This is a genomic window from Autumnicola edwardsiae, assembly GCF_031846505.1.
Lineage (GTDB): Bacteria > Bacteroidota > Bacteroidia > Flavobacteriales > Flavobacteriaceae > Autumnicola > Autumnicola edwardsiae.
Map to the genome: position 1 here is coordinate 1 of NZ_JAVRHP010000066.1, position 18,274 is coordinate 18,274.

General features: G+C 38.1%; 22 protein-coding genes. 2 read left to right on the top strand and 20 right to left on the bottom strand.

Features of this window, described 5'->3' with window-relative positions; translation table 11 throughout:
- Positions 1-208: 208 nt before the first annotated feature.
- Both RM529_RS12050 and RM529_RS12055 read left to right on the top strand, forming a co-directional pair.
- Positions 209-586: a hypothetical protein gene (locus tag RM529_RS12050; RefSeq protein ID WP_311485042.1), complete on the top strand. Its 378-nt coding sequence runs from the start codon at positions 209-211 to the stop codon at positions 584-586.
- Between the two features lie 12 nt (positions 587-598).
- Positions 599-925 carry a hypothetical protein gene (locus tag RM529_RS12055; RefSeq protein ID WP_245812524.1) on the top strand — a complete coding sequence of 109 codons (327 nt, stop codon included), beginning with the start codon at positions 599-601 and terminating at the stop codon, positions 923-925.
- 91 nt (positions 926-1,016) lie between these two features.
- Here the strand turns inward: RM529_RS12055 and RM529_RS12060 are convergent, their stop codons facing one another.
- The 20 genes from RM529_RS12060 to RM529_RS12155 form a co-directional block, all read right to left on the bottom strand.
- Positions 1,017-1,229 (bottom strand): heavy-metal-associated domain-containing protein, encoded by a 213-nt coding sequence (locus RM529_RS12060; protein ID WP_072875669.1) that lies wholly within the window; start codon positions 1,227-1,229, stop codon positions 1,017-1,019.
- A gap of 23 nt (positions 1,230-1,252) precedes the next feature.
- Positions 1,253-3,514, bottom strand: a complete 2,262-nt coding sequence (locus RM529_RS12065) for a heavy metal translocating P-type ATPase (RefSeq protein ID WP_311485043.1) — start codon at positions 3,512-3,514, stop codon at positions 1,253-1,255.
- A gap of 109 nt (positions 3,515-3,623) precedes the next feature.
- Positions 3,624-4,190: a helix-turn-helix domain-containing protein gene (locus tag RM529_RS12070; protein ID WP_311485044.1), complete on the bottom strand. Its 567-nt coding sequence runs from the start codon at positions 4,188-4,190 to the stop codon at positions 3,624-3,626.
- Positions 4,191-4,214: 24 nt separating this feature from the next.
- Positions 4,215-4,379 carry a hypothetical protein gene (locus RM529_RS12075; RefSeq protein ID WP_311485045.1) on the bottom strand — a complete coding sequence of 55 codons (165 nt, stop codon included), beginning with the start codon at positions 4,377-4,379 and terminating at the stop codon, positions 4,215-4,217.
- Between the two features lie 346 nt (positions 4,380-4,725).
- Complete coding sequence (locus RM529_RS12080; protein WP_311485046.1) at positions 4,726-5,046, bottom strand: four-helix bundle copper-binding protein; 321 nt, start codon at positions 5,044-5,046, stop codon at positions 4,726-4,728.
- A 113-nt stretch (positions 5,047-5,159) separates the two neighbouring features.
- A complete protein-coding gene (locus tag RM529_RS12085; protein WP_311485047.1) occupies positions 5,160-6,167 on the bottom strand; it encodes a potassium channel family protein in 1,008 nt (335 codons plus the stop codon).
- A gap of 77 nt (positions 6,168-6,244) precedes the next feature.
- Positions 6,245-6,811 (bottom strand): helix-turn-helix domain-containing protein, encoded by a 567-nt coding sequence (locus RM529_RS12090; protein ID WP_133548495.1) that lies wholly within the window; start codon positions 6,809-6,811, stop codon positions 6,245-6,247.
- A 56-nt stretch (positions 6,812-6,867) separates the two neighbouring features.
- On the bottom strand, positions 6,868-7,041 hold the full coding sequence (locus RM529_RS12095) for a DUF3347 domain-containing protein (RefSeq protein ID WP_133548494.1): 174 nt from the start codon (positions 7,039-7,041) through the stop codon (positions 6,868-6,870).
- Positions 7,042-7,071: 30 nt separating this feature from the next.
- Positions 7,072-7,440 carry a DUF3347 domain-containing protein gene (locus RM529_RS12100; protein WP_311485048.1) on the bottom strand — a complete coding sequence of 123 codons (369 nt, stop codon included), beginning with the start codon at positions 7,438-7,440 and terminating at the stop codon, positions 7,072-7,074.
- Between the two features lie 31 nt (positions 7,441-7,471).
- Complete coding sequence (locus RM529_RS12105) at positions 7,472-8,185, bottom strand: PepSY domain-containing protein (protein WP_133548492.1); 714 nt, start codon at positions 8,183-8,185, stop codon at positions 7,472-7,474.
- 102 nt (positions 8,186-8,287) lie between these two features.
- Positions 8,288-9,784: an FMN-binding glutamate synthase family protein gene (locus RM529_RS12110; protein ID WP_311485049.1), complete on the bottom strand. Its 1,497-nt coding sequence runs from the start codon at positions 9,782-9,784 to the stop codon at positions 8,288-8,290.
- 9 nt (positions 9,785-9,793) lie between these two features.
- Positions 9,794-10,483, bottom strand: coding sequence for a DUF2231 domain-containing protein (locus tag RM529_RS12115; protein WP_081891337.1), 690 nt, complete (start codon positions 10,481-10,483; stop codon positions 9,794-9,796).
- Between the two features lie 170 nt (positions 10,484-10,653).
- Positions 10,654-10,821, bottom strand: coding sequence for a hypothetical protein (locus RM529_RS12120; RefSeq protein WP_156100710.1), 168 nt, complete (start codon positions 10,819-10,821; stop codon positions 10,654-10,656).
- Positions 10,822-10,845: 24 nt separating this feature from the next.
- Entirely contained in the window at positions 10,846-11,232 is a 387-nt protein-coding gene (locus RM529_RS12125) for a DUF302 domain-containing protein (protein WP_034892162.1), read from the bottom strand.
- A gap of 3 nt (positions 11,233-11,235) precedes the next feature.
- Positions 11,236-11,427 carry an SHOCT domain-containing protein gene (locus RM529_RS12130; protein ID WP_034892159.1) on the bottom strand — a complete coding sequence of 64 codons (192 nt, stop codon included), beginning with the start codon at positions 11,425-11,427 and terminating at the stop codon, positions 11,236-11,238.
- Positions 11,428-11,437: 10 nt separating this feature from the next.
- Positions 11,438-12,052: a hypothetical protein gene (locus RM529_RS12135; RefSeq protein ID WP_311485050.1), complete on the bottom strand. Its 615-nt coding sequence runs from the start codon at positions 12,050-12,052 to the stop codon at positions 11,438-11,440.
- 74 nt (positions 12,053-12,126) lie between these two features.
- Complete coding sequence (locus tag RM529_RS12140) at positions 12,127-13,806, bottom strand: multicopper oxidase family protein (protein ID WP_037321878.1); 1,680 nt, start codon at positions 13,804-13,806, stop codon at positions 12,127-12,129.
- A 107-nt stretch (positions 13,807-13,913) separates the two neighbouring features.
- On the bottom strand, positions 13,914-15,230 hold the full coding sequence (locus RM529_RS12145) for an APC family permease (RefSeq protein WP_311485051.1): 1,317 nt from the start codon (positions 15,228-15,230) through the stop codon (positions 13,914-13,916).
- A gap of 5 nt (positions 15,231-15,235) precedes the next feature.
- The gene (locus tag RM529_RS12150) at positions 15,236-17,680 is read right to left on the bottom strand and encodes a multicopper oxidase domain-containing protein (protein WP_037314424.1); all 2,445 of its coding nucleotides are present in this window, start codon (positions 17,678-17,680) and stop codon (positions 15,236-15,238) included.
- Between the two features lie 11 nt (positions 17,681-17,691).
- Positions 17,692-18,186: a DUF305 domain-containing protein gene (locus tag RM529_RS12155; RefSeq protein ID WP_037314426.1), complete on the bottom strand. Its 495-nt coding sequence runs from the start codon at positions 18,184-18,186 to the stop codon at positions 17,692-17,694.
- Positions 18,187-18,274 lie beyond the last annotated feature (88 nt).

Sequence of the window (18,274 nt, forward strand, 5' to 3'; positions counted from 1 at the left end):
AATATTATTTATTTCAGATGCTATTGTGCGAGCTGATGACATTGATTTAGAAGAGCGTAAAAACCTTGATACCGAAGGCATTCTTGACCTTATACTTTCTAAACTATATGAACTGTATAATGATGGGAGATATCATTCTATTAAATGGATTCTTTAAGGTAACGGCGTAAAGTTAAATGGTCGTAGCGAGGATTGGGACTATAGTAGAATGCTTGAAGAACGAGGCATCATTGAGACTATGAATGGTCGCGAGGTAAATGCCAAACTAAAACTTGAGGGAAAGTATGCCATTGAACAAGCCAGAAAAGCCCAAGTACCTGACTACTCAAAAATCAGCGATTCTGATGAAGAATTAAAAGAACTTTTGAAAGAGATATTATCCGAGATTAAAAAATCAGGATATGGTCAACAAATCATTTTTGACGAGTTTGAAGAGTTACGAAATGACATTCCACATCTAAGCAAAAAATCGTTTGGCCAATTATTGAAGTCAAAACTTGGTGATTTGGTCGCAGCCAAAGCCTTTGACAAGACTTTGGCCAGCGACATATTTAAACAATTTACTGACCAAATGTTTCCATTTTAACATATGGGAATAATGGCAGACATTAAAAATAGAATAGTTCAATTTTTCCGAAATGAACCACCACTGGAATATGAGGTTACAGAATATGTATTTTCGGACAGACAACCTCTTGATGATTCTTCCAACATTTCATTTTTCGTAAACAATCCCAAGCCAGATGTAAGTGTTACCAGAACTTTTGATAGTGAAAACCAAGCTGTTAATTGGCTTATAGAAAATCGAGATTTCAAAAAGATGTTATTCGCTGCTGAAAAACCTTTTGCTTTTCTTCTGAAAGATTGCGATAATAGAGCACATTTTCTAACAACGACCCGTGCCAATGTTCTAGAAAAGGCTTGACCTTCCGTCGCCTCGCTTTTCTATAAAAATGAACGGCAAAAAAAATGACGACACCTAAGAGGATTACGTAAACCATCCTTATTCAGAAGTGTTAATCTATGGACTCCGCTTTGAACCCTACTTTTTGCAAAGTAGCCTTCACTTCCTCTTCGGTAGCACTATTAGTTTCGACGGTCAGTATCTTATCGGGATTATTCGTATCCACTTCCCAGCTTTCAACACCTTCCTGCTTGTTTAAAAAGGGGGTAACTTTAGATACGCAACCACCACAATTGATATTTGTTTTGAATTTTAAAGTTTTCATAATTTTTGAATTTATAATTAATATTAAAGTTTTACTCGTTTAAGTCTTAAACTATTGGCAACAACCGATACGCTACTGAAAGCCATTGCTGCTCCTGCAATCATCGGATCTAGTAAAAATCCGTTTACAGGATATAGCACGCCTGCTGCAATAGGAATACCAATAATATTGTAAATGAACGCCCAAAACAGATTTTGACGGATACCCAATACGGTTCTTTTTGATAGTTCCAACGCTTTGGGAATAGATTGCAAATCTGAGGTTATAAGGGTCATTTTTGCAACATCCATCGCAATATCGGAACCTTTGCCCATAGCAATACTCACATTGGCCTGTGCCAAGGCGTGGGAATCGTTGATGCCATCGCCCACCATAGCCACTGTTTTTCCATCGGCTTGTAATTTCTCTACAAAGGCTGCTTTATCGGAAGGCATTACTTCCCCTTGATAATGGGTTATTCCCACTTGTTTTCCAACAGCAGATGCGGTTTTATTATTATCGCCTGTCAACATATAAACTTCAATTCCTTTATTTTGCAGCGTGGCAATGGCCTTTTTGGATGTTTCCTTAATCTTATCTGCAATGGCAAGGATTGCAAGTACTTGTTCATCATTACTAAAAAATATGACCGTTTTTGCTTGTTCTTCAAGATTTTCGGATGCATTGATTAAGGCAGCATCGATTTGAATATCATTCTTGACCATTAGTTTATGGTTACCTACAAAGTATTTAATACCCTTTTCCGATTCTGCTTCAACACCCATTCCCGTTATACTTTCAAAAGAAGTGATTTCGGTGGGTCGAACACCTTGTTCCTTAAAATGATTGACCACGGCTTCGGCCAATGGATGTTCGGACTGTGCCTCAATCGCTGAAATAATTTGTTTGTATTTCGTTTCATCATTACTTTTATCATTCCAAATAATATCCGTTACCAAGGGTTTACCTTCGGTAATCGTACCTGTTTTATCAAGAATGACGGCATTCACTTTATGCCCAAGCTCCAGACTTTCGGCATCTTTTATGAGAATATTGTTCTCTGCGCCTTTTCCTATTCCCACCATAATCGCTGTTGGTGTCGCCAACCCCAACGCACAAGGGCAGGCAATGACCAATACTGCTACGGAAGTCAATAAAGCTTGTGAAAATGCAGTATCGCCACCAACAAACATCCAAACGATGAAGGTAATAATGGATATCCCCAATACGATGGGAACAAAAATTCCCGCAATCTTATCGACCAATTTTTGCACAGGTGCTTTGCTTCCCTGTGCTTCCTGAACCATTTTTATAATCTGGGAAAGCAGGGTTTGGCCGCCTACCTTTTCTGCAGTGAATTGAAAACTTCCTTTTTGATTGACGGTACCGGCAAATACTTTTTCCGATTTGGATTTTTGGACCGGGACCGGTTCGCCCGTAATCATACTTTCATCTACATACGAACTGCCTTTTGATACTTCGCCATCTACCGGGATTTTCTCTCCAGGACGTACCAAGATGGTTTGACCCACTTGAACTTCGGAAATCGGGATTTCCTTTTCTTCGCCATTTTCTATTACCTTCAACGTTTTGGGCTGCAATCCCATCAGTTTTTTAATCGCTGAAGAAGTGTTCGATTTTGCTTTTTCCTCCAATAATTTCCCAAGGGAAATAAAGGTAATAATAACGGTTGCCGCTTCGTAATAGACGTGAGGCTCGATACCACGACTCAGCCAGAATTGAGGAAACAGCGTGTTGAACACACTAAATAGAAATGCGATTCCTGTGCTTAACGCCACCAACGTATCCATATTGGCCTTTCCGTACCTGGCCTGTTTGAAGGCATTGATAAAGAAGCTACGCCCGAACCAAAATAAAACAGGAACGGTCAACACCAACGATATCAATTTTCCGGGTTCCCAAGCCATAAAGAACATTCCCAGAATAAAAATGGGCAGCGTTAAAATGGCTGACCAAATAGTGCGATTTTTTATGTCTTGATAGTACTTTTGCTGTAGTTCTTGTTGTACTCCTGCTGGGTCTTTCACATCGATAATAAGGTCATAACCCACCTCTTGTAGTGCCTGCTGTAATTTTTCTTCGGAAATATTTTCATCGTAATCGACCAATACTGAATTGCTGGCAAAATTCACGGTGGCCTTGTTCACGCCATCGGTATGGGAAAGAATGGATTCTACACTACCGGCACAGGCAGCACAGGTCATTCCAGTAACCGGAAAGGATTTTTTTGTTCCCTTGTCTGTTTTCTTTTCTTCCTTGGGTTCGAATACATTTACGGCTTCCATAGTAAAGACTGTTTGGTTTTGTTCAAGACAAATTTAGCCATATAACAAGCTAGAAGTATTGTATAATGAGCCGAATGATTTGTAAAATTTTCAGATTCGTGAATTAATCCTATATATCATCTAAATTCCTTCGATTTCTAATAGTGGAGTTCTTGAATTGTGTAGGCGTCATTCCTGTAATCTTTTTGAATTGGTTACTTAAATAAGCAACACTGCTATAGTTCATTTGAAATGCAATTTCGCTTAAATTCAATTCATTATAAATGACAAGTTCTTTAATGCGTTCTATTTTTTGATTGATGATATATTGCTCAAAAGTAATACTCTCTACAGCAGAAAATAAAGAACTAAGGTACTTATAGTCAAGATGTAATTTTTCACTTATAAATTCTGGCCATTTTATATCGAGTGCCTCATTGGAATGATGGATTTTATCTATAACCAATGTTTTCATCTGTTCGATAAGTTGACTTTTTCGATCGTTTATGAGACTAAAACCAGAATTCCTAAGTTCTTCTTTCAAAAGTTTTTTTGTATGTTCATCTAATTCTTTTTCTAAATATACTTCACCCAGTTTGATGACACCATGAGAAACTTTCAACTTATCTAAGATAAACGCGACCGAGTTTATACAGCGTGGACACACCATATTTTTAATATAAAGAATATTGGTCATAATTTAGGTTTTATTTATATACTCTTAAGCCATAAAAGCAACAAGGATGGCAGCAAATACGGCTGCAAAAAATAAAATAACCAAAGCAAGAATACCATAAATTTTATCTTTTTTGGAAATAGTATTTTTCTTGGACTTTGCCCTTTTTCTATTTTTATTTTTTCTTCTATCTCTTCTATTTACACTCATTATGTTATTCTTGTATGATATGTCTAAATTGCACCAGTTAGGAGTTATTCCTTAATTAGCTAAAATCAAAAGTTATGATTATTCTAATTTTATTAAGAAGTTCTCAGGCAAAAAATCGTCTCGACTTTACGTTAAGTGCATATGCAAAAATAAAAGGTAGCTTTAAAGAACTGCGGAAGCACAAAACACTATAGATTAAAAACCTCAAGTTGGCAATTGACCGATTGAAACATCAAAAAATTAGAGGTAGTATTCAAATAGATAGGTTCAAAAACTGAAATAGCCTTCTAAATCGTAAATAAAAACCCGGCCTAAACCGGGTTCCAGTTATTTAAATAACCTACAATTAAGCTAAATAAGCTTCACAAGCTTCTACACATTCTCTACAAGCCTGCGCACAATCCTTACAGTGCTGATGATCATGCTTATCGCATTCATCTGCACAATCCTGACATACCTTTTTACAATATTCAACCAAAGCGTTCACATCCCTATAGCTCGTGGCTAAAATTTGATTTAAAGCAGCACAGGCTTCAGCACAGACCTTATCAATTCTGATGCAATCTTTCATCATTTTTACATTATCTTCATCAAGACAGGCATCAGCACAATAATTACAATGGTTAATACAATTTCCAAGCGCATTAATTAATTTCTCATTTCTCATAATATTGAATTTTAATGGTTTATGTCGAAATTATAAACTAAAAACCAAATCGGGTTTTAAAATTATGCTAAGATCTTTCAATTTTAAAGGTATTTAACAAAGCGCTTAAAATTTTAAGTCTTTTTTTCTTCTAATTGTCTCCATTTCCAGCCATCCTGCAATAATAAGGTCTTGAAGAATCTGCGTTTTTCCATAATATTTTCTTCTATATCTTTTTGTACCGTTGTGGTAGGCACCAGGTCTTGTTCCTGTAAAATTGCAACCGAAATTTTGGCAGGATTTTTTTCTTTAATATTGATATGGGTAACTTCAGATATAATTTTAAAATAATTTTCAAAAGCTACAATCAAAGGCCGAATATCTTCTAAGGGGGGCTGGTTTTCCTCTTTTATTATATGGGTAAGGATAATTAACGCCTCGTATAGGCGTGCGAGTTGCAAAACTACATTGTTACTTTGATTCGGGTTGTGGAAATAATGAATAACCGGATATGTTCTATGATGCTGGCTGTATTTAATAATAGAGTCGGATATATCATCAATTTTATTCGTCAGTCTTGAAAAGTCTTTTTTATTCCAGGAATTAAGTACAATTTCCTGCGGTGTACTTCCTAAGGTACTAAGTTTTATTCCCAATTTTTGTTGGTCTATAACTGCTGAAAGAACGGGAATAAAATAAGTCACCGACATGGTAAGAAGAATAAGACCTGTAAAGGAATAAATAGTGGTTAGTAGCCTCCAATAATTTCCTGCAGCTATAAAATCACCAACGCCCAGGGTGGAGAGGGTAAAACCGCTATAATATATTACCTCCAATAATCCTGCAGTGGTCTTGGTGGAACTCTGAATTATTGATCCAGGATTGGAATATAATATCAAAACCATACTACTCCACAGGGCAAAGACCCAAATTATTACAATTGCAATAAGCAGGATATAACCTGCATGACTCAAAAATTTTGAACTTCCGTCTTTGCCAGAAATATTTAAAAATCCTTTCCAGAAAAAATGGGAAAACCGGCTGGTCAACCACCCCCCACCCTGTAAGGAAAGAGTTGTTTGAATAACATCTAACACAATTAATAGATAAATAAGTATGCCTAGAATTGAAAGAATGTTCATATTTTATGCTTTAGTTTATTTGACCTAAGTAGTCTCTTGAGCAGCTAACCTGGTTAAACTTCCATACCAAGGAAAACTTAGATCATATCAAGGCTTTTCCGGTCTTTTACTTGTAACTTCCTGTAACCTGAAGGGGAAAGTCCCGTTGCTTTTTTAAATGAAGTTGAAAGATAGGCGGCTGAAGAATACCCAAGATTATCTGCAATCATCACGATACTCCAATCATCGTAATTTAAAAGCTCTTTTACGCGTTCAATTCGAACCGAGTTGTAAAACTGCTGAATACTCTGTCCCTCTCTATCTGTAAAGATGTGGGTTATATGGCCATAATTAAGGTGCAGGTGTGAATTAAGCATAGTTGATAGTTTATCGTTTGAAGTGCCTTCTGAATAAACCTCTTTAATAATTAAAGATTTTATCTTGTTAATTAATTTTTCATTACGGTTTTCAATGATATCGAACCCTAATTTTTCAAATTCTGTTTGTAGTTTCTCTTTCTCAACAGCAGAAAGCTTTCTTTCTAAAATTGCCTCACCAAGGTTTACCGCGGAAAAAGGAATATTCAAATTATTAAAAATTTCCTTTACGGCCATAATGCACCTTTGGCACACCACATTTTTTATGTACAATTTTTTTACTTTCATTCAAAACTTTTGAGCAACCTGCAAGGCCCGAAAACCAAGCAAATTATTCTTACAGCTTATTTAATTGTTTCTTCAACTCTGCCACATTTTAACATTTTATTTCCGTAATATGGGTTAAAAATATCTTTTGAATTTGAATACCAATAGTCTCCTTTTCCTTCAAAAGCCATGGGGCAGTATTGCTTATAGATTTCTCCAGAGGCTAATGCATTCCTTAAAACAGGTTCCATAGCTTCTGTAAGTTTAGAAAAAGCTTCCCGCTACTTATTTATATTACCGTTTTCTGCAATTTCATTTGCCATAGCCACTATACCTTTCTTATTGGCTGCGGTTTTTGCAAGTTCTGCTGCTTTTTCACTAGCGGCTTGGGAATTGGTATTTACAAACGCATCTTTAATATCTATATAGAGGTTATAGACATCAGAGGTTTTTTTATCCTTAAATTCAGCTTGCAATTTCTCTCCTTTGTAGGTTTCTGCTTTAGCTTGTTTATCCAAATCCGGCTGGTGCATTTCATTTTGCATTGGCTTTGGGGCATCCTTTGTGTTTCCGTCATTTTTACAAGAAAATATCGCTAAACTTCCAGCAATGAGACTTAAAACTGTTATGCTTCTAAATATTTTTTTCATTTTCCGATTTTATCGTTATTAATGTTCAAAATTAGGTTTGTTTGATTTTTTTTTGAAATTTTCTTACCAATGGTGATGAAATATACCAGAGTAAAAAACCGCTCAAGACAGTAATGAGGCCCATAAGAGAAAAAATACGTAGTACAAGGTTATTAAAATCGTCCCTTCCTTCGTAATCCATAGTATGGGTCATCCACAGAAAATCGAACCAACGCCAGTCGCGATAACGCACCGTTTTAAAACTTGCATCGGTAGCACCCACATAAGCTTTTAGGTTTTTAGGTTGGGCATAATTAATAACATAAGCCGGAAAAGATCCACTACGGTATTCATGATGATCCCCGACTTCGTTGATTTTTTCTACTGAAATTATTTCAAAATCATCTTTTACATACCGTTGCGCGATATTCCTGGCATCTTCTTCTGAAATTTCATCGATAACTTTGCCATCTTGTGCGTGTACCAGTTTTTCATTATTTACAAAATAGTAAGGCTCGCCAGAAACTTCTTTTAAACTAATACTATGAATTTTCATTTCCGGAATGAGCGTGGAAATGCCGGCGAGATTTTCAAAATTTGAGTTCTCGGGTGGTAATTTTTTAAATTGATCTCCGTGAATTTCATCAATATCAGTCCAGCTGAAATACATCCCGCTAATGGTCCATATCAAAAACTGAATTCCTATAAAGATTCCCAGGTATCGATGGCCTTTACGAATTTTCATAGCTGTTTTTCTCTTCACCATTCTAATTAACCTTTATATATTAGATTATTCTTTTTACGTCTGCGATTTCGTTTGCGTTCACCTACGTTAATCAATTACAAATTTACTTTTAGTCGTTAAAGATCATTTATACAGTTCACTATAGGATTTAATATCCGACTCACTAATTTTTCTTACAATACTGGTTTTGTTTATTCCATTTCTATCTGAGATACCCATTGATAGTAACAATTCCTTTAAACCCTGAATGGTGTTTTTATGATAATTAGCCACTTTGTGTTTCTTATCCTCAACTACCAAAGCCTTTACCCGCTTTGAATCCATAGTGGTTATTCCGGTAGGGCAGGTATTTAAATTGCATTTTAAAGATTGGACACACCCCAGGGCAAATATCATACCCCTGGCACTGTAACAAGCATCGGCCCCAACTGCCAATGTTTTATAAATATCGAAAGAAGAAATTATTTTTCCCGCAGCTATAACCTTAATATGTTTGCGCAGATTATATTTTTTTAAAGTTATATCCACAAAGTGGAGCGCCTCAATTAAAGGTGTTCCGCCCCAATGTAATCCATCCATGCTTGCAGCCCCAGAACCACCTTCTGCTCCATCTACCGCAATAAAATCTGGAAAATTATTTTCTTTATTTTTCGAAAATATTTCAATCATCTCATCAAATTCGAGTTTTAAACCAATACAGAGTTTAATCCCTATAGGTTTTGCAGAGGAAAGATCACGTAATTCTTTGATAAATTTAAGCAACTCGTTAGGGTTACTGAAAGCACTGTGGTGCGCCGGGGAATGAATCTCTGTATGTGCTTCAATATCCCTATATTCTGAAATCTCCCTGGTATTTTTACTGGCAGGAAGTATAGCACCAAAACCTGGCTTAGCTCCTTGTGAGATTTTAATTTCTATCATTTTCACGAGTTTATCTTCAGCTATTTTTTTAAATTTTTTAGCATCAAAATCCCCTTCCTTATTCCTGCAACCAAAGTAACCCGTGCCAAATTGAAAAATTAAATCAGCTTTGTATTTCCTGTGATATGGGGTTAAACCTCCCTCTCCTGTATTTTGTGCAAAATTTGCAATTTTAGCCCCAGCATTTAATGCCAAAGTTGCATTTTTACTTATAGAGCCATAACTCATCGCCCCGAGATTTAAAATACTTGAGCTGTAGGGTTTAGTACAATTTGGGCCTCCAATATTAATACGAAAATTATCCCGGAATTCCTTTGACGGAAATGTAGAATGCAAAAACCGTTCTCGGCCAACACTCTCATAAGATAACTGGGTGCCAAAGGGCTGATTCTTGTTTGCGTTTGCGGCCCGCTTATAAACGATTTCTTTCTGGATCCAGTTGAAGGGCATACCCTCGGTGCGATTAAGGAACAAAGCTTCTTGCAAAACGTGGCGTTGTTCTTCTAAAAGATTGGTAAGCCTACCAAATAAAGGGTAATTACGCTGTATGTTGTCCGCTTTTTGAAAATAATCTTTAAAGCCCAAAATATAAACAGGAAGCAGTAAAACCGCTACCCACCATAAATTCGGCTGCCACAATATAAGGATTGTGAGCACTACCACGGACACTAAAGAACCTATTAAAAAAGAATTTCTCATAAATGCAATTTAATGCGAATGTCCTTCGTCTTTGCTATTCTCATTTGTTTTTTCAGGTTCCAGGTAGTTGCCCTGTGGTCCTACGCCTTCAAGGTAAACTAATTGCGAGCCATAGTGCCCAGCTTCTGAAACTGAATAAGCTGAAAAAGCCAGCACCAGAAAAACTAAAATTTCAAAAAGGCGGTTCTGTTTAAGTAAAAACACGCTCACCAATTTTAAAGTAGCCGCGATGGCACTGGAATAGATAGTCCATTCAGCAAATTTATCGTGTTGTTCCAGCACACTTTTGGCTGTTTCAGTTAAATCATGTGTATGAGGATGGGCATATACCCCGGCAATATAAGCTCCCATAAAGCCAACACCCACCATAAGCAAAATCACCCAATCCATATTAGGTTTTAATATAAAAATTTGGATAAGTTGTAAAATTACCCCAAAAATGAGTAGGACAATAGGAAAATGAACAACCAAAGGATGCAGGTTTGGAAATTCGTCCAACCCGGCTTTCACTTCATTCTTGTGCTGTTCTAAATTTTCTTCATTGGTTTCTTTAGACTCCAAATCTTGAGCAGGAATTGAATCCTTTTCAATATTTCGTTCTTCAGTGTTTGAAGGGTGTTCGTGGCTTTCATGATTTTCCTGAGCCTGTACCATAATTGGCACCAAAGAAACCAGGCATATGAGAAAAAAATTTTTCATCTGTTATCTTTTTTTGGTTATTAGAAATATGTCATAAAGCAAGTAGGAAAGAAAATGGAGAGGAATCGAAGTTTTCAACTAATTAATATTAAGACAAAATCCCTCCATTTTCAAAAAACTTTGATCAAATATGTTGTTTAATGATCGTGACCTCCTTCAAGATCCATATCCTAGTCGTGATCCATTTGCATATCATCTTCTTCCATCATCCCTTCATCCTGCATTTCCATATCATCCATATCGTCATGCTCTGTCTCTGTGGTTTCCCTACAGGACATTAAAGAAAAATTAATTCCTACAATAAAAACGAGCAACAGTATAAATTTCATATTTTTCATCTGGTTAGTTTTAAAAACGTCTAACTATAATTTTGAAATAATTTTTTCGAGTTTCCCTTTTATTTCCTGGGCAACTTTTCCCAAAGCTTTATTTTCTACAGCCTGCATCGAGGCTATAGGGTTAACGGCCGCAATTTCAATTTGGCCCGATTCTTTCTCCTGAACTATAACATTACAAGGCAGCATGGTGCCAATCTTATCTTCGACCTCTAATGCCTTATGGGCGTAAGGCGCATTACATGCTCCCAGGATGCGATAATTTCTGAAATCCACATCCAGTTTCTTCTTTAAAGTGCCAGTAACATCAATTTCAGTTAAAACGCCAAAGCCTTCTTTTTCCAGTTCCCGGGTTACCTGATCAATTACCTGCTCAAAATCTCCTTTTATCGTTTTATTAAAATAGTATTTCATAAGTCATTTTCTTTTGAGATTATTTTTTTGCTCTTCAAATTCTTCTTTACTTATTTCTCCCTTTGCGTATCTTTTCTCAAGTATTTGTATAGGGCTATCGCCTGTTCTCTGATTTTTACCTAACCAATTACTTAAGGGCAGAAAGACTGCTGCCACGACAATAAGCCCTATTACAATCCACCAAAACATCATCATTATCCCCTAATTATGGTTTTGGATTATGTTCATGTTTTCCGGCTTCTTTTTTGGAATCATCCCCTTTCTTTTTATCCATATGTTGCTTCATTCTTTCCATCATCTCGGGATCATCATGCATTTTTTCCATCATATCCTGCATCATTTGCGGGTTTTCTTTCATTTTTTTCATCATCCCCTGCATCATTTTTTTTCTTAATTCAGGATCATTCCCCATTTGGTGCATCATCTCATGCATCATTTTTTCTTTCATTTCCGGATTTTCCTTCATTTTCTTCTTCATCATTTTCCCCATCATTTCTTTCATTTCAGGATCATCCATCATTTTCTCCATGTGGGATTTCATCTTTTTTTTCATCCCCGGGTTCTTTTGCATCATGGCTTTCATTTTGCCAGATTCCATCATTTGCATATGGTTTTGCATCATGAGTTTTCTTGCCCCTTCGTCTTGTTGTGCCAGATCAATGAATTCATTGAATTGGTTTGGGTTCGAAATAATTTCCTGGTAAACAGCGTTTCGATTGTCTGGAACATCCATTGCTTCAGAAGCGTTAAATGTTGATTTACAGCTTACCAATGTTCCTACTGCTACTATAATCATTAAGGTTTTTACAATTGTTTTCATTTTACTTTGTTTTAGAGTTAATAAAATTTTCATCGTTCAGTTTTATTTTTTATAATTCCCTTATCCTGTCCTTTCTACACTATTTTAAAGTTTCTCATCATGCCCATATCCTCATGCTCCAGATTATGGCAATGGTATAGAAACAATCCTTTATAGTCTTCAAATCGCATGATCAAATCCATTTGCATTCCTGGTAAAAGATAAACGCTGTCCTGCCAGCCTTCGTTGATAAAACCGTCTTTGGTTGCTTCCCAAAGCTTATCATCTACCTTATCAGCGTTTCGGTTTAAGATGTTGAATTGTAATTGGTGGATATGAACAGGATGTGGCATTTGCATCATATTTCCCATGCCTCCCTGACCGCCCATCATTCCGCCGTTGCCATGCATTCCGCCGCCCATCATTCCGCTGTCATCATCAGGATCTGAAGAAAACTGGTTTCCATTATTGATACGCCAAATTTCGGTAGTATCTAATTTCACGGTCTCTTCTTCGGCTACTTCGGTGCCATTATAGGTGCGACCGTTAATGGTCCATTCCATCATTCCGCCCATAGCGAAGGTGAAAGTCCTGGGATTGTCTTTATTGATGGCATCTGTGGCCGCCAATGTATTGAAAGAACTGAGCTCACCAGGTAATTGAGCATTGTTTTCTGCGAAAGCCCCCACATTTATTTCCAGAATATCAAACTGAGTGTCATAAGGCAAGTGATTGCTACTGCTATTTCCCATCATCCCGCCATTCATCATGCCACCACCCATCATGTCCAGTGGGATAGGTAAATGGACCAGTTTAATACGACTATTTTCTGACTGTTGAGATAAATCCAACCATACATCTACCCGCTGCGCTGGCCCTAAAATTAGATAGGGCAATTTTTTTGGCGCTTCCAATAGCCCCCCGTCCACACCAAATACTGTGATAGGTTCACCATTGTCCCACGCCAACTTATAAGCCCTGGAATTGGAACCGTTTAAGAGCCTTAAACGATATTTCCCGTTTGCGCCCAGGTTCAGGGTATTATCAATTTTACCATTGATCAATATTTGCTCACCTAAAAAACCCTGCATTCGATCCATCTCTCCATCGCCCAGGTATTGGAGCTGTTTATTATCATTAAAAGTCCTGTCCTGGATCACCACGGGAATATCATATTCACCCTGGGGTAGATTTAATTTTCCTTCTTCTTTATCAGATACGATAAACAATCCTGCCAGTCCCTTATATACCTGTTCCCCGGTATGTTTATGCGGATGTGGGTGAAACCAATACGTTCCAGCCCTGTTCATTACTTCAAATTCATAATAGTAGGTTTCGCCTTCACTTATTACATGCTCTGGGTGGCCATCATTCTCGTGAGACACGTGCAGGCCATGCCAGTGCACAATAGATTCGGCCGGAATCTGGTTTTCATACCTCACCCTAACCTTATCCCCTTTCTTTACCCGAATAACAGGTCCTAAATAGCTACCCTCTATATTTTGTAAATTATCTTCGCTACCTTTTATGATAGATGCTTTATAGGAATATGTTTTGGTACTACTGTTTGGATAGATGCTGGTCTGGGAAGGTAATGCGGTAAGTTGTAGATCTAAATCGGCAATAAAATCCTTGTCCATTTTATTTACGGTCTCAGGATGCCGGGTGGAGGTATCCGATTTACAGGAGGCAAAAAAAGGCATTACATAGAAACCTGCTGCTGCCAGGCTTGCAGTTTGTATAAAATTCCTTCTGTTTACGTTTTTTTTCATCATTATATTATTTTGAATGGCATCCGTAACAATTTCAGCACAAGGAAAGTTACAGCCCCGCTTAAATTTTAGATACTTCGACAACTTAAAAGTCGCAGGCTGCTTAACAGCTAATCTACCGCCCCTTTTTCTGGAGGTTTTCGATTTAGAAACCATTTTTCACCTAAAAATATGAGCAACATAGAACCAAATGCTATCCAAATTAGGGTGGGATCACGTTCTATTTTAATATAAACGAAGGAACCCAAAACTACCACATCCAGAATTATTGCGCTTATTACGATCCCAGCTTTGGCTTCTATGTCCTTTCTCATTTTGGTAAGCACTCCCCAATGAATAATAATATCCATCACCAAATAATATATTGCGCCAAGGGAGGCTATCCTGGAAAGGTCGAAAAAGATAGTAAGCACAATGGCAATTACTATAATATACACCAGCATATGCTTTTGTATACTCCCTTTCATACCAAAGTGACTGTGAGGTATCAACTTCATGTCGGTTAACATAGCAGTCATTCTTGAAACTGCAAAAACACTGGCAATTACTCCAGAAATAGTGGCGATAATAGCAATAGCCACGGTAAACCATAAACCAAATTGACCAAATAATGGCCTGGAAGCTTCAGCTAGACTATAATCTTTGGCCTCAATGATTTCAGGAATATTTAGATTGGAAATAACCCCCCAGGAAACCAGTAAATAGGTTAGCCCGCAAATAAGCAATGAAATGATTATGGTCCTGCTCACGTTTTTGTGTGGTTTCACAATTTCACCACCACTATTGGTTATAGTAGTAAAACCCTTATAGGCAAGGATAGATAAAGCCAGTGCTCCAAGGTACTCCATTACTCCCCTTTCCCCGCCGGTATCTCCTGAAGGTACTAAATCTGATACTACAAAACCCGAGGCATAGATAGCTCCTCCGGCAAAGATCAATAACCCACCGGTTTTGAGGATCGCCATGGCAAGGGAGGATTTCCCTATTACCTTATTGCCTGCAATATTAATTACAAAGGCTAAAATGAGTAGGCCCACCCCTAAAACGGGAATGAGATAACTGTCTTTTGGCGCATCGAACAATTGCAACGTATAACTACCAAAGGTCCTGGCCACCAGACTTTCATTAATAATCATAGAGAACGTCATCAGTAAAGCTGCAAAAGCAGTTACAAGTCCCTTTCCATAAGCTTTCTCCAAATACATGGCGATACCTCCTGCAGATGGATACGCATTAGACATCTTGTTATAGGAATAAGCACTAAATCCTGATATAATTCCACCCACAATAAAAGCTATTGGAAAATACTCACCAGAAAGTTCTGCCACTTGACCAAGAAGCGCAAAGATCCCTGCACCAATCATAACATTGGTTCCCATTGATATTGCACCCACCAGGCTTAGACTGTTTTCTTTATAATTTCCCATATTGTTTAGAATCGTAATGATAATCCGCCTCCAGCGCCAAAACGGTTGTCATAGCTTCCCATCAAGGAAAAATTCTTGGATAAAAAATATTCAATACCTGTACTCCAGGTAACCTCTTTTTTGAAATTATCTCCTTGAGGCAGTTCATCTACCCACCCAAAATCTGCCTGGTACTCGTACACTCCGAACAATATTGTTCGCGGAAAAATACTGATCGCACGGCTCAGGCTAATTTGCGGGCGCAATTTGCTGTCCATTCGCACATCCAACGTAAATAAGTAAGGAGTGAGATATCGTACACCTGCTATTGCTGTTGTTGTTATCTCATCGAGGCTATCCTCCATTCCGTTTTCGACATTTATACCGCCAAAAACAGTCAAATAATCATAAAGGTATCTATCATAAGCAGCTTCTACCTCCATATTTTTGTTCCAACCATATTCCCCCCGGAAACTAAACTGATTTCGGATATTAGACGATATCAGGTTCAATGTGGTCATATGCGATGCCGCATCTATCATTCCATAGGAATAATACTGATCGGTCTCATCCAGAAGCTTGGAGACCGGATATTCTTCTAGCCTTGGATCCCTAGGGGTGTCATAGCTGACAATGCGTGCCATACCGCTTACTAAATGGTAAAGAATATGGCAATGGAAAAACCAATCGCCGTATTCATTGCCATAGAATTCAATGGTCACTTTTTGCATTGGCGGTACATTGACCGTGTGTTTTAGAGGGGAATATTCCCCATTTTCATTGATGACCCTAAAGAAATGGCCGTGAAGGTGCATGGGGTGGTGCATCATAGTCAGGTTGTTGAAGGTAATCCTGGTCACCTCGTCTCCCTTGATTTTTATTTTATCTGCCTCAGATAAAGGGACACCGTTCATACTCCAGATATAGCGTTGCATATTCCCGGTAAGGTTCAGTAGGATTTCGGTTACGGGCACATCGGGATCATAGCTGGTCTTCTCTGGCGACTTCAGGTAGTCATAGTTGTATTGCGAAAACATAGCCATTCCCTGCATGCCATCTGCTTCGTCCATTACTTCCCGTCCGGCAGTCGGGTTCGTCTTGTTCATATCCTCCATTTCAGAGGCCTCATTCATTTTGGAATCCTTTTCCGTATCCATCCCGACCATATTGGAACGGTCCATCTGCATTGAATCCTTTTTCATATCCATTTGCATTCCGTCCATTTTATCCTTCTTCATTTCCATATTTTTCATATTGGACTTGTCCATATTCATCATATCCATTTCCTTCATTCCTTCCATCTGCAAATTATTGTCCATTTGCATCCCCCATTTCTCTTTCATCTCGTATCGCTCGTCTTTACCTGGTCGAAATTTTAAAGCGGGTGCGCCCATTTTCATTTTCATTTTAGCCATTTGCTGCATCATCCCGATTTTATCCGGTTTGGTAACGTCAGGGGCGGCAACGATAGGGCCTTGACCTAAGTAGGCAGTTGCGGTACCGGAGCCATCCTGTGCCATTATTTTAAATTCCAGTTTGCCATTCTCCGGTATGGTCACGATAAAATCGTAGGTTTCTGCAACGGCAATAAAAGTCTTGTTCTTCTTAACAGGAACAACATCTTTACCATCTGCAGAGACAAGCAAAGGGTCTGGGCCGCCAAAGGCCATCCAAAATGAAGTGGAGGCGGAACCATCAATAATACGCATCCTCACTTTTTCACCTGGTTTAAAATCTGGGTATTCAATTTTATCCTCGCCATTAATTAAGAAGGCAGGATAATAAATATCAGCAATATCCGCGCTTTCCATACGTTGCCTCCAAAAATCGAACTGTGCGCCCAGTGCCCCCCTGGCAATAACCTGGTTGAGCGGTGTGGCCGTTCCTTTTCTTATGTTGTACCATTCGGTGCCCCGTTTTAAAAACCGCATTACATCCCTGGGCTTTTCATTGGTCCAGTCAGACAATACCAAAACCTGCTCTTTATCATACTCCAATGTTTTTTCTTTCGGTTGTATGACGATGGGACCAAAAACACCACTCTGTTCCTGCAACATCGTATGGGAATGGTACCAATAGGTACCATTTTGCTTTATTGCAAATTCATATTTTAAGGTTTTGCCGGGTTCTATAGGTGGGGTAGAAAGGTAGGGTACACCATCATAAAAATTGGGCAGCAGCATACCGTGCCAGTGAATGGAAGACTCTACGCTCATTTCATTCTTCACATAAATTATGGCATATTCCCCTTCATTAAAATCTAATGTGGGCCCGGGGATCTGACCGTTTACGGTCATACCCATAACCGGCTTGCCAGCCTTGTTGACCTGTTCTTCCCGCAAGGTCAACGTGTATTCCCGCACAGGCAGATCGTCAACGTTTCCTTCTACGGATGCCTCTAATTCTTCCTGGCTGTAACCCGAAAAACCTAAAAATATCAGTAGGATTAGAAAGTAATTTTTCAATATCATAGTTTGTTATTTTATTTGTTTACGTTCTCTAAACGATAAATAATCTTCTTCATTTGGGCAATTTCGCGTTTCTGTGCTTCAATGATCTCCTCGGCTAGTTTCTTGGTTTCAGGATCTTTAATATCTGCCCTTTTACTGGTTAATATCGCTATAGAGTGATGAGGAATCATTGCCTTCATATATAAAACGTCGCCAATAATAGGTCGTTGTGCTCGTACTAAACCTAAAGCAGAGACAAACAGCACCAGGCTACCCACGTAAATTGCTATATTCTTCTTCTTATTTTTATACATTTTCAACATCAACGACAACATAATTACCGCCATTGCCGCTATCCCCAAACAGGTCATATAAAAACGGGTCAAGCTGAAATAAACATGATCAAATTCGTAGGTATTCAGGTACATGGTAATGTACATGGCTATAAAAGATAACCCGAGCATTAGAAAAAATCTACCGTAATTGCTACCACCAGTTTTATGGTGGTTTTTTGCTTCTGAATTCATTATTTTTTGGTTTTGGTTAGGTTGGTTTTTACTTTTTAATTGTCTTTTTTACGGAACCACAATTGGGCATTTTATCACCGAAATATGG

Coding starts and splice junctions, on each gene's coding strand:
- RM529_RS12090 (WP_133548495.1), bottom strand. CDS start 6,811: ATGAAAGTAAAAAAATTGTACATAAAAAATGTGGTGTGCCAAAGGTGC.
- RM529_RS12075 (WP_311485045.1), bottom strand. CDS start 4,379: ATGAGTGTAAATAGAAGAGATAGAAGAAAAAATAAAAATAGAAAAAGG.
- RM529_RS12065 (WP_311485043.1), bottom strand. CDS start 3,514: ATGGAAGCCGTAAATGTATTCGAACCCAAGGAAGAAAAGAAAACAGAC.
- RM529_RS12070 (WP_311485044.1), bottom strand. CDS start 4,190: ATGACCAATATTCTTTATATTAAAAATATGGTGTGTCCACGCTGTATA.
- RM529_RS12130 (WP_034892159.1), bottom strand. CDS start 11,427: ATGATGATGTTTTGGTGGATTGTAATAGGGCTTATTGTCGTGGCAGCA.
- RM529_RS12145 (WP_311485051.1), bottom strand. CDS start 15,230: ATGGGAAATTATAAAGAAAACAGTCTAAGCCTGGTGGGTGCAATATCA.
- RM529_RS12080 (WP_311485046.1), bottom strand. CDS start 5,046: ATGAGAAATGAGAAATTAATTAATGCGCTTGGAAATTGTATTAACCAT.
- RM529_RS12120 (WP_156100710.1), bottom strand. CDS start 10,821: ATGAAAAATATGAAATTTATACTGTTGCTCGTTTTTATTGTAGGAATT.
- RM529_RS12110 (WP_311485049.1), bottom strand. CDS start 9,784: ATGAGAAATTCTTTTTTAATAGGTTCTTTAGTGTCCGTGGTAGTGCTC.
- RM529_RS12150 (WP_037314424.1), bottom strand. CDS start 17,680: ATGATATTGAAAAATTACTTTCTAATCCTACTGATATTTTTAGGTTTT.
- RM529_RS12060 (WP_072875669.1), bottom strand. CDS start 1,229: ATGAAAACTTTAAAATTCAAAACAAATATCAATTGTGGTGGTTGCGTA.
- RM529_RS12050 (WP_311485042.1), top strand. CDS start 209: ATGCTTGAAGAACGAGGCATCATTGAGACTATGAATGGTCGCGAGGTA.
- RM529_RS12140 (WP_037321878.1), bottom strand. CDS start 13,806: ATGATGAAAAAAAACGTAAACAGAAGGAATTTTATACAAACTGCAAGC.
- RM529_RS12125 (WP_034892162.1), bottom strand. CDS start 11,232: ATGAAATACTATTTTAATAAAACGATAAAAGGAGATTTTGAGCAGGTA.
- RM529_RS12135 (WP_311485050.1), bottom strand. CDS start 12,052: ATGAAAACAATTGTAAAAACCTTAATGATTATAGTAGCAGTAGGAACA.
- RM529_RS12105 (WP_133548492.1), bottom strand. CDS start 8,185: ATGGTGAAGAGAAAAACAGCTATGAAAATTCGTAAAGGCCATCGATAC.
- RM529_RS12095 (WP_133548494.1), bottom strand. CDS start 7,041: ATGGAACCTGTTTTAAGGAATGCATTAGCCTCTGGAGAAATCTATAAG.
- RM529_RS12155 (WP_037314426.1), bottom strand. CDS start 18,186: ATGAATTCAGAAGCAAAAAACCACCATAAAACTGGTGGTAGCAATTAC.
- RM529_RS12115 (WP_081891337.1), bottom strand. CDS start 10,483: ATGAAAAATTTTTTTCTCATATGCCTGGTTTCTTTGGTGCCAATTATG.
- RM529_RS12100 (WP_311485048.1), bottom strand. CDS start 7,440: ATGAAAAAAATATTTAGAAGCATAACAGTTTTAAGTCTCATTGCTGGA.
- RM529_RS12085 (WP_311485047.1), bottom strand. CDS start 6,167: ATGAACATTCTTTCAATTCTAGGCATACTTATTTATCTATTAATTGTG.
- RM529_RS12055 (WP_245812524.1), top strand. CDS start 599: ATGGCAGACATTAAAAATAGAATAGTTCAATTTTTCCGAAATGAACCA.